This is a genomic window from Paenibacillus sp. OK076, assembly GCF_900110055.1.
Lineage (GTDB): Bacteria > Bacillota > Bacilli > Paenibacillales > Paenibacillaceae > Paenibacillus.
In genome coordinates this window covers 1-9971 of the sequence record NZ_FOCH01000015.1, presented here as the reverse complement: position 1 = coordinate 9971, position 9971 = coordinate 1, and the positions used below count along the sequence as shown (strand labels likewise).

Here is a 9971-nt window from a genome sequence, read left to right as displayed (position 1 = left end):
ACCAGCACATTTTTCAGATAATCCACTAGATCCGGCGGCACGACGGCGTAGAATAGTTCTTTCTTGTTCTTAAAATAAGTATAGATATTGCCCACAGAAATATTAATCTCATCCGCGATATCGCTCATCTTGGCATCCACATAGCCTTTTTCAAAAAAGACCTTGAGCGCCGCGTATTCAATCTCTTTCCTGACTTCGTCTTTCTTAGCTTGCACCATCGGGAACGACTCCTTAATAGTGAATAATTGGTTCGTTATTAGAATAGGCTTTTTTGAGATGGGTGTCAAATGGGGATTTCTAGGTAAACTTCGACCTTATAGCGTTATTAGCTTTAACGAGATGACTTTGGTGAAGGCGAACGCAATCTGAGTTGAAGGATAGCACAAAAAGTGAGTAGATATATATATTATATTTACAATAAAAATTGCACATATAAAATACATCTAATTATTATATGGAAAAATATCTAATAAACATGGTATTTTTTCATTTTACAAAAAGGTAATATGTTAAAAAGAATGGTGGAAATTGTAATAAATTGTGTTGTGTTACATTAAATGAAGTGGACGAGGTGTGATTGATGAGCATCATTGATGTAAACGGTATCACAAAGGTTTATCGGCAATACAAAAGATTTCCGGGATTGGTTGGCTCTCTGAGAAGTCTAGTTACTAGGCAGTATACGGAGGAAGTAGCGGTACGTGATATTACTTTTTCGATAAAGGAAGGAGAAGCAGTGGGTTATCTAGGTCCAAACGGTGCGGGCAAATCCACCATGATTAAGATGATGACGGGAATACTGGTTCCAACTTCTGGAGAGCTGAGGGTTCTTGGTTTGACCCCGCATGAAGCCAGGCAGCACAATTCTCAACATATTGGTGTTGTTTTTGGACAAAGGAGTCAGTTATGGTGGGACCTTCCTGTCCGTGATTCGTTCGATCTTCATAAATACATATATAAGCTCTCAGACTCTACATATCAAAAAAATCTGAACTATTATTCCAACCTCCTAGCGTTATCCTCATTTATTGAAAAGCCTGTTAGACAATTAAGTTTGGGTCAAAGAATGCGAGTGGAAATCGCAATGGCCTTACTGCATGATCCCAAAATTTTGTTTCTAGACGAACCAACGATTGGTCTAGATGTCATTGCCAAAGAACAGATTAGGGAATTTCTTCGGATGATTAATCGTGAGAAGAAAGTCTCCATTGTTCTGACGACTCATGACATGAAGGATATTGAAGAAATTTGCCATCGAATGATTGTTGTGAACAAAGGCAATATGGTTTATGACGGATCTGTCGAACAACTTCGAACAACGTTGGGTGATCAGCGGCAGGTGATCATTTACTTCCGGGAAGAGCCAAAAGTGATTGAAATACCAGGGATTAAACTTATAAAGGACGAAGGGCTAAGGAAAACGTACCTATTTGAAAAAAGCGACAGGACCGTATTTGATTGCGTAAATCAGATCGCCAGTGAACATTTGATTGAAGATGTTTCTATTGAAAGCGCAGACATAGATACAGTCATTCGGAAACTCTATAGAAAATTGGACGAAGAAAATAGAACGAATGAGTTGTGAAAGGAGGGCCTGAGTTGAAAACGTATATTATGTTCGGTGTAAAAACATTCTCGAATCAACTTTCATATCGTTCTGAAGTATGGCTAAGATTATTGGGGAATTTTGTGGCTATTTTGATTCTGACTGAGATCTGGAGAGCAGTTCTAGGGAATGGAGAGATTGAAGGCGTAGGTGTAGAGCAAATGATTACATATAGCATTATCAACACGTTGCTTGCTGCCCTGTTACTTACCGGAATTAGTACAAAAGTGGATAACAGCCTCAAAACAGGTTCCATCGCTTCGGAACTTATTAAACCTCTTTCTTATCCTCTTCACCTATTATCTGAGGGACTAGGGAATTCATTCTATCAGTTGGTGTTTACTTCTATTCCTTCCTTATTCATCGCATGGATTTTCTTTGGTTTTCTTCCTCCAGCTTCGGCAACTCATTTTCTGTTTTTTTTGATTGCTTTAATCCTGGCATTGGCCATTTCGTTTTTGTTGGGGTACCTTATATCTTTACTGGCTTTTTGGCTCATGAATCACTTTGCATTAAATTGGATGTTGGGCGGATTCATCACGATTTTCTCTGGTTCGTTTTTACCCTTATGGTTTTTTCCGGAATCGTGGGTGACCATAACCAAAATGCTTCCTTTCCTGTACCTGGGATATCTTCCTGCTGCAATCTATTTAGGAACAATCAAGGTTCAGGAGATAGGAACTTTTATTCTCACAGGTTTAGCATGGACTGCGGGGCTGACTCTTCTGGTGTGCTGGTTATGGAATAGGGCGATCAAACGTCTGGTGGTCCAAGGTGGATAATGTAGCTGTAGAGAGGTTGAACTAAATGACATTAAAACTTTTCGGAAAATTAGTCTTTTTGTTAACCAAAGAAAGAATGGAATATCGCGGGGACTTCCTCCTTGCAGTTATCGCTCAAATCATTAATTATACCGGAGATTATATTATTATTTGGCTTTTCCTAAGAAAGTTTGATACTCTGGCAGGTTGGTCTTGGCCTGAAATTGCGTTGTTGTACAGTCTGGGGCTGTTCACATATGCACTAGGAGCCTCTTTTTCATTTGTGCAAATGCGGGATCTTGAGAATCAAGTGAAGAATGGGACATTTGATTCCATATTGATCAAACCCGTTAATCCATACCTATACTTGGTATGCAGGGGATTCAACTTGGGATACCTTGCACATGTGGCGATATCCGGGTCTGTGCTGCTCTGGGCACTTTTTAAGTTAAATCTGAATTTATCCGAGGTTGAAGTGCTGTACCTTATTCTCTGTATTATTGGCGGGGCCATGATTCAGGCTGGATTCATGTCGGTAATCGGAGCCGTATCTTTTATTTGGATTAGAACAAATTTTTTGTTCACCTTATTTTTTAAATTTAAGGAGTTCATATCGTATCCACTCCCTGTATTTGGCACATTCATACAAGTACTTTTAACGTTTGTCATTCCATTTGCGTTCATCAATTTCTATCCAGCTGCATTCTTGCTTACCAAAGGCACAGCGCTGTTGTCATCATGGAGCATGTGGATTGTACCTGTGATAGGTCCTCTGGTTTATTTACTCGGTTACCGTCTGTGGATGCTCAGCGTGAATAAATATCAAGGTGCAGGAGGTTAAGTCTGTGGAGCAAATAAAGGAGGCCATCTCGAATCTTATACCTCAAACGGACAAAATGGGGGCCATCCAATTTGTCAGGCAACATCGATTAGAGAGTTTCGTTAGTGATCGATTCGATGGTGATTTTACAGAAGAGTTACAAATTGATCTGTATAACATCAAGAAGTTGAATGAGGATAAATTAGCTTTTTTGAAAAGAGTTCATTCAAGACAAGGAATAAAACCATTAGTTATCAAGGGGTTTACAGCGTTTTACTTGACCGGGAATACCGCTTTATTAAGGAAAAGCAAGGATGTTGATGTTTTTGCGCAAGATCCTTCCGAATTTGTCAGGATTCTGTTGGAGGATGGTTTCAATGAAATAAAGTCACCCAATCCGCATGAATATTCCATGCTAACTAAAGATTCTATTGAAATTGATTTGCATCGGCATTTTCCGATTGCTTCATATCCGAGAGATCTGGGGCAGAGGGAGTTGAACAAAGAATTAACTACGAATGAACCATTGCAGTTCGTAAATTATTTGGATTACGATTCGATCATTCATCATACGGTAGAATTGCCGGATTGTCTGATTCCTACAGTAACGATGTCAGCTTTAATCGCTTGCATTAATATATTCAATGATTATGTGACGGGTTTCGCCAAAGCTCCATCCATGAAGCTGATCGAGGTCATTGAAGTTATCGAGTTAATAGATCATCAGAATTTTAACAGAGGTGTTTTTGCACAGTTGGTTAATCTTTATGGGGCTCAAGATGCTGTGTCTTTCACTAATTATATCACCCAGGAATTATTCGGCATGGAGCTAGTTTATATGGATGGGTTAAGAACTTACTCAAAATACCCACAAATATTTTTCTGGCAATTTAACACATGGTTTATTCCTGAAAGAATTCAGGATATTACAGTGACAGATAAGTTAGACCCTATCTTCAGGGTTATGGATTCTTCGAAGGCTAAGGTCTCATGTCATGCACGTAATGTATATTCCAATAAGAGTATAAAATATCCATTATTAGGAATTGAGAAAAATAATGGCGGGGAATCACCTGAGATAGAGATGGAAGTCCTAATGAAAGATATATTATCCGTCACTGTACATGTGAATACGGACTCAGACATAGACGATGATGTTATTCATATCCAAATAGGGAAGTTTAGAAAAACGCTGACGAGAAACAAATTTGCATATTTTTCTAGGGATGTTGTCAAATATGATCGGACGGATAGAGGATATGCTGTGGAATTCAAAATCAGCCAAGAGGATATTCCTGACCTAATGAGTAATCATTATGATCATATCATTCTGTTTGTTGAACACCATCTAGAGAGACACGTTAGTAGCAATTTTTATTTTATTGATATTGTTTACCAGTGTTGATTATATGAAGGAGGGATGAATCTGAAAATGTAATCAAAATAATAATTTCCTGAGGTGATGATTTGGAAAAAGAAAAAGATTTTTTGTCTTGCCAACGAATTGGAAGAGAATTCCCCGACAGGGAATTTGAGATTAAGTTTGAATTTCAGCAAAAGGGTTTGGAATTATCTCATTATTTAGCGCTTATAGAGAATGCACTTAAAGGAAGTGGTCGATATGTAATTGATCCCGTCCAAGTACGAAGCACAATGACAACGCATTTTTTTTCTGATAACGACGTAGAGTACTCCATCTTTGAATATGAAAACAGGTTGATGTTAAAGAAAAAGAGACACGAAGTGTTACATTTGCAATCGTTCCAGGTCTATTGTAATGATGAGACATTTCTATATGACTTAAATGCTATCAAATCGGAATTGGAGAAAAACCATGTTCACTATATGGGGTGTATGACAAAGAGGCGTATCAAAGATTTTTTGCTCAATACAACGGATGGAAGGATATATTCATTGGCAGTAACAATCTGCGAAGCATACAATCAATTTCAGTACCAATTTGAAATTGAATATAACGGATATACATCAAAAATGAAACCTTCGGATAACAACCAAATTAAGGTGGTTGATGCTTTGGTTCTTACGGCAAATGATCTGTTTGAAGTGATTGGCTCAGACATGGTTCCATCTGGGGACAGAAAGTTTGAATTTGTTCAAAGATCACGACCAAACTCTGCTGAATTCAACAAGATCGACATATTGAATGAAATTTTATAAGAGAATCTACACTGGAGGTTTGAGGCGAAAATGAAGCATCCCATTTTTTTATCAGGTCCGCACGGGTCAGGCAAAACGACGTTGTTAAACAAATTAAATGAAAAACATGATATTTTCTACGAAAACGATTTTGACATTGATTTTCTCAAAGAGTTTCCCAACATCAGGAATTTGTCTGATTTTGAGCGTTGCTTAATCAGACTTTACCACAGAATCTACCTGACTAATTATGCAGACACATTAGCTGCCTCCAAACCTGAAAACGTAATCATTACATCTCGGGGAATTTATGATTCAGCTGCTTATATATCGACTTATCGGAAATTAAACTGGTTCGAAGAGCAACATTTTGAGAGACTGAAGTTCATTCTTGAGCATAGTGGTTATCAACCGTATACCATTGTGTTAAATCCGCCACCTGAAGTGGTGGCTGGAAGGCTCGATGGAAGACGAAAAGAGGGAACAAGAAAAACAAGGGACGACGTATTTTTGAGTGAGGACTCCTATGAGTTCATAGAAAATATATGCCAATTCTTTTCCGGCTTAAGAGATTCGGAGCACATTTTATATATTGAAGATAATACGGACAGTGATATTGAGAAAATACTGTCATGGGTCGATGAAATTAACGCAGATAGACCCATCTTCAATACACGATAAGAAAAGGAGTTGCACATGTTGTGGATTTAAGAGTATTCGACAATATCAGTTTCGAAAGCTTGTATGAGCGATTGGACAGTAGGTGGAATTCAAACCATGAGTTGAAAAAATATATTCATCGAGCTAAATTTGACAAGTTACTATCTCACCTAACAACTGGAGAGAGTCTGCTTGATATTGGGAGAGGCGGCTCTGTAGATGGTATACTTGGCGTATTAGCAGCCAAAAAAGGATTGAATGTGACCATAAGTAATGTGTCGGAGAAAAATCTGAAAGTGATTCAAAAATTTGCAGAGATTCAAGGTGTGAAAGAACAAATCACATTTGTGGAAGCGTTACCTTTTGAACTTCCTTTTAAGGATCAATCGTTTCAAAACGTAATTGCATTGCATATTTTGGAACACCTCCCCGACTTCAAACAAGGTCTGGAAGAAATAAGAAGGGTCAGTCAAAACAAAGCTATCGTTGCGCTTCCAACATGTTTGAATTTCTGTGCAATATCACGACTCGGTGGTGCCCATTATTTCGAGTTTTCCTGGAAGAGCCCCTTCTCGTTAATTTATGGTTCATGGAGATTGTTATACCATGCGGTAAAAGGTGACGAGGGGGTGGCGGAAGACATGGAGGAATTCGGGAGGGTTAACAAGCATTTGTGGAGATTTCCATGGAAGATGAGAAAGAGCCTGAAAGAGGGCGGGTTTGAAATTGTCCAATTTGGCCCGGATGCGATTCCACTGCCATGGTTTAATGCTTGGTTGCCTTTAATGAGAAAATTGGACAGGTTTAGTTACCATCCGATACTTAAGTATTTTGGAATGGGAAGTCATGCGGTTTTATCCAAAAAAATGGATATTAAAAATAACTAATCAGGGCAAATCCAGTTCATTTGTAAAGGAGACGATGAAGTTGACAACTTGGAATGAATTTATCGCCTATCTGGAAACGGAGATTAATTGGGATGAACCTACGCAAGAGCAGTGCTTAAAAGTGGAAGAAGCTTTAAAAAAAATCATTAAATATCCTGAGGAAATTCAGCAACGTTGTCGGGAAATTGCAACGAATGAAGAACTCTTTAACGATTATAAACCCCATAATCAATATCCACGGATAACGATGGATAAATTCATGTTGCATATGGATACTGAAGATCGCTTTCGTGTGAGACTGCACAGGTTCAAATCCAAAAAGCATAATGGAGAGTCTGTCCCTAAAGTACACAGTCATAAGTGGATCTATTCAACCATCATTCTTGCCGGTTCGTACAGAGAAAAACTGTGGAAAGTTCTTGAAACCAATGAAGATACGATGGAAGCAAAATTGGAACTGTTAGATCAATATATGTTAAATACAGGGGATACCAATTCGGGATTGCTTGATTACGCACATCAAACTATCAATGATAGCGATGATGAGCATTGCATAACGCTGTTTATTCGAGGTAAAACATTGCAAAAGGGAGCTAAGATATTTAATTTGGATCAAGGGACTTTTTCGTATACGTTTAGTCCGGACAAGCAACTGAAAGAAGCTTATACAAGTTTGTCTAATTATCAATTTACATTCTTGCCTTAACATACGTTCGAAAGGAGATCAGAAATGAGTAGTCATGTTAATGAAGTTTTGGAACGTAATTTAAACAATCTTAGAGAAAACCAATATCCTGGAAGAGGTATCGTCATCGGTCTTACGCCTGATCAGCTGCATTACGTTCAGATTTATTGGATAATGGGGAGAAGCGAGAACAGCCAGAATCGTATATTCGTGGAGGAAAATGGGTTCGTTCGGACGGAGGCTTTTGATTCCTCCAAACTGACAGATCCATCATTAATTATTTATTCTCCGATAAAATTCTATGAAGATCATCATATTATATCGAATGGAGATCAGACAGAAACCATTTATCATGCTCTGAGTGCAGGGAAAACTTTCGAGAATGCCCTGGATGAACGAGAGTTTGAGCCGGACCCACCTAATTTTACTCCGAGAATATCTGGATTGTTGCAAATCGGAACAGCCGTACCTCGTTATAAGTTATCCATATTAAAATCGTTTTATAATGATCCGCAATACTGTATAAGAAATATCTATAATTACGAAAAAGCCATTCCTGGGCTTGGCCACTGTATAACAACCTATGCGGCAAATGGAGACCCGATTCCTTCTTTTGAGGGCGAGCCGTTTATAGTCAGCGTCTTTGACGATATCAACGAAACGCTTGATTTTTATTGGAATACCTTAAATAGGGAAACCAAAGTAGCTGTTTTAGCCAAATATATTCATGTTGAGAACGGGAAAGTCACCATTAACTGCATTAATAAGCATTCATACAGTGGAATTACCCAATCATAATTATCGTAAAAAGTCGGCAATTAAATGTTGTCGACTTTTTATATGTTTCTGTGATAGTTTGTCTTAAGGAAAAATAACCGTCATTCATGAAGTTTTTGGAGATGGCCCAGAGGGTACTCCCGCATATAATGGAAAAACAATTGATCAGTATCCCAAGCATGATTTCACTCCTGAATTCACCAAACGGAGTGTAGAACATCGTCGACTTCTTTGATTCTTGTGACAGATGGTGTTTGAATTAGATTTCCTTTGACCATGACCATAGAGATGTCTGACAAAGCTTCGATATGTTCCAGCGGATTTTGCTCCATGATGATCAGATCGGCATGTTTTCCGATATCCACCGTCCCTGTAACATCGTCAACACCGAGGATCTTCGCATTAGTTCGAGTCACCATGTCGATGACCTGTTTGTTGTTCAGGTTGGCCTGTCTCATGTAGTGGTCCATCTCTCTCCACATATCATAGTGAGTCACGTAAGGCATGGCGGCGTCGGTGCCGATCCCGATGGTGATGTCGTTTTCAATTGCTTGCTTGACGCCCTTGAGCATGGAATCATAGACCAGTCTGGAATTCTCTTTTACCGTTGCACTTACCTTCGTTACGCTGGTATCCAGTGAAGCGGATGGATAAGCGGCTTGCAGGGTGGGGATGAGTGCGGTGTAACCATTCAGGGCATTGGGATTATTTTTGTATAAACGAATGATTTCGTCATCCATCTCCGAACCGTGCTCAATCGTATCGACGCCACCTTGCAACGCAACCCGTACGCCTTCCGTGCTCTCCACATGCGCTGCCACCCGCAAACCAATCTTATGCGCTTCATCACAGATCGCCGCAACTTCCTCCACTGTCATCTGTAAACGACCAGCTTCGCCAACCATTTTCGCATCCGTCACGCCTCCCGTCACACAGATTTTGATCAAATCCACACCGTGTTTCACGTTGATGCGTACATTTTTTCGTGCTTCCCACGGAGAGTCGCCCACCAGAGCGAGGAATGGAGCACCATGTCCGCCCGTTACACTTAGGAAAAACCCGGAGACAAGCAGATTAGGGCCGACAAAGTCGCCGTTATTAATCTCATCCCGCAGCTGGACGTCCGTGTAAAAGAATTCCCCTACACTGCGCATCGTCGTTACACCCGCATGGAGTGCGGTCAGCGCGTTGCGTTTCATGCGTTTTTTCAAAACGTTTCTGCCGAACTTCGTGTTCAATATCCGATCATAGGCAAACTGCAACAAACCTTCACTGACCGAAAGACTGAACGGTTTACCATCTGCAAAGAGGTGCACGTGGGCATTGATCAGTCCTGGCATCACGTATTTCCCTGAGAGATCAATGGTTGTGTAGTGACTTGGGGTATGCAACTCATGATCTCGGCCGATATCCTGGATAAGTCCTTGTTCATTGACGAGAAGGGTCATGTTTTTTTGCAGATTGCGGCTTGAGTCGCCGTGGATCAGATTGACATTTTTCAATGCGTAAGCGGTGTTCATGTATGTTCCTCCTTAGAATGTGGGTGAGGTGAGTAGTTGGGGTAAAAAAGATACTCTTTTCAATAGTGAATAATTAATTCATTTTTAGGTTAAAAAAA

General features: G+C 39.6%; 11 protein-coding genes. 9 read left to right on the top strand and 2 right to left on the bottom strand.

What is annotated here, in order from left to right; all coding sequences use genetic code 11:
• Positions 1 to 218, bottom strand: a 218-nt coding sequence (locus tag BMY78_RS32365; protein WP_143067106.1) for a TetR/AcrR family transcriptional regulator, incomplete at its 3' end; no start/stop codon positions are given.
• Between the two features lie 362 nt (positions 219 to 580).
• Between BMY78_RS32365 and BMY78_RS32360 the strand changes: the two genes are divergently transcribed.
• The 9 genes from BMY78_RS32360 to BMY78_RS32320 all read left to right on the top strand — a co-directional run bounded on the left by BMY78_RS32360 (position 581) and on the right by BMY78_RS32320 (position 8374).
• A complete protein-coding gene (locus BMY78_RS32360; RefSeq protein WP_218152295.1) occupies positions 581 to 1585 on the top strand; it encodes an ABC transporter ATP-binding protein in 1005 nt (334 codons plus the stop codon).
• A 14-nt stretch (positions 1586 to 1599) separates the two neighbouring features.
• On the top strand, positions 1600 to 2388 hold the full coding sequence (locus tag BMY78_RS32355) for an ABC transporter permease (RefSeq protein ID WP_090905545.1): 789 nt from the start codon (positions 1600 to 1602) through the stop codon (positions 2386 to 2388).
• A 25-nt stretch (positions 2389 to 2413) separates the two neighbouring features.
• Entirely contained in the window at positions 2414 to 3208 is a 795-nt protein-coding gene (locus tag BMY78_RS32350) for an ABC transporter permease (RefSeq protein ID WP_090905543.1), read from the top strand.
• A 4-nt stretch (positions 3209 to 3212) separates the two neighbouring features.
• A complete protein-coding gene (locus tag BMY78_RS32345; RefSeq protein WP_090905541.1) occupies positions 3213 to 4592 on the top strand; it encodes a nucleotidyltransferase family protein in 1380 nt (459 codons plus the stop codon).
• A 62-nt stretch (positions 4593 to 4654) separates the two neighbouring features.
• The gene (locus BMY78_RS32340) at positions 4655 to 5365 is read left to right on the top strand and encodes a hypothetical protein (protein ID WP_090905539.1); all 711 of its coding nucleotides are present in this window, start codon (positions 4655 to 4657) and stop codon (positions 5363 to 5365) included.
• 30 nt (positions 5366 to 5395) lie between these two features.
• Positions 5396 to 6025 carry an AAA family ATPase gene (locus BMY78_RS32335; RefSeq protein ID WP_090905537.1) on the top strand — a complete coding sequence of 210 codons (630 nt, stop codon included), beginning with the start codon at positions 5396 to 5398 and terminating at the stop codon, positions 6023 to 6025.
• A gap of 20 nt (positions 6026 to 6045) precedes the next feature.
• Positions 6046 to 6891 (top strand): class I SAM-dependent methyltransferase, encoded by an 846-nt coding sequence (locus BMY78_RS32330; RefSeq protein ID WP_177185949.1) that lies wholly within the window; start codon positions 6046 to 6048, stop codon positions 6889 to 6891.
• 40 nt (positions 6892 to 6931) lie between these two features.
• On the top strand, positions 6932 to 7597 hold the full coding sequence (locus tag BMY78_RS32325) for a hypothetical protein (RefSeq protein ID WP_090905534.1): 666 nt from the start codon (positions 6932 to 6934) through the stop codon (positions 7595 to 7597).
• A gap of 24 nt (positions 7598 to 7621) precedes the next feature.
• On the top strand, positions 7622 to 8374 hold the full coding sequence (locus BMY78_RS32320; protein WP_090905532.1) for an IMP cyclohydrolase: 753 nt from the start codon (positions 7622 to 7624) through the stop codon (positions 8372 to 8374).
• Between the two features lie 176 nt (positions 8375 to 8550).
• Here BMY78_RS32320 and BMY78_RS32315 read toward each other — a convergent pair whose 3' ends face one another.
• Positions 8551 to 9873: an amidohydrolase family protein gene (locus BMY78_RS32315; protein WP_090905530.1), complete on the bottom strand. Its 1323-nt coding sequence runs from the start codon at positions 9871 to 9873 to the stop codon at positions 8551 to 8553.
• Between the last annotated feature and the right edge of the window lie 98 nt (positions 9874 to 9971).

Coding starts and splice junctions, on each gene's coding strand:
- BMY78_RS32335 (WP_090905537.1), top strand. CDS start 5,396: ATGAAGCATCCCATTTTTTTATCAGGTCCGCACGGGTCAGGCAAAACG.
- BMY78_RS32350 (WP_090905543.1), top strand. CDS start 2,414: ATGACATTAAAACTTTTCGGAAAATTAGTCTTTTTGTTAACCAAAGAA.
- BMY78_RS32315 (WP_090905530.1), bottom strand. CDS start 9,873: ATGAACACCGCTTACGCATTGAAAAATGTCAATCTGATCCACGGCGAC.
- BMY78_RS32320 (WP_090905532.1), top strand. CDS start 7,622: ATGAGTAGTCATGTTAATGAAGTTTTGGAACGTAATTTAAACAATCTT.
- BMY78_RS32360 (WP_218152295.1), top strand. CDS start 581: ATGAGCATCATTGATGTAAACGGTATCACAAAGGTTTATCGGCAATAC.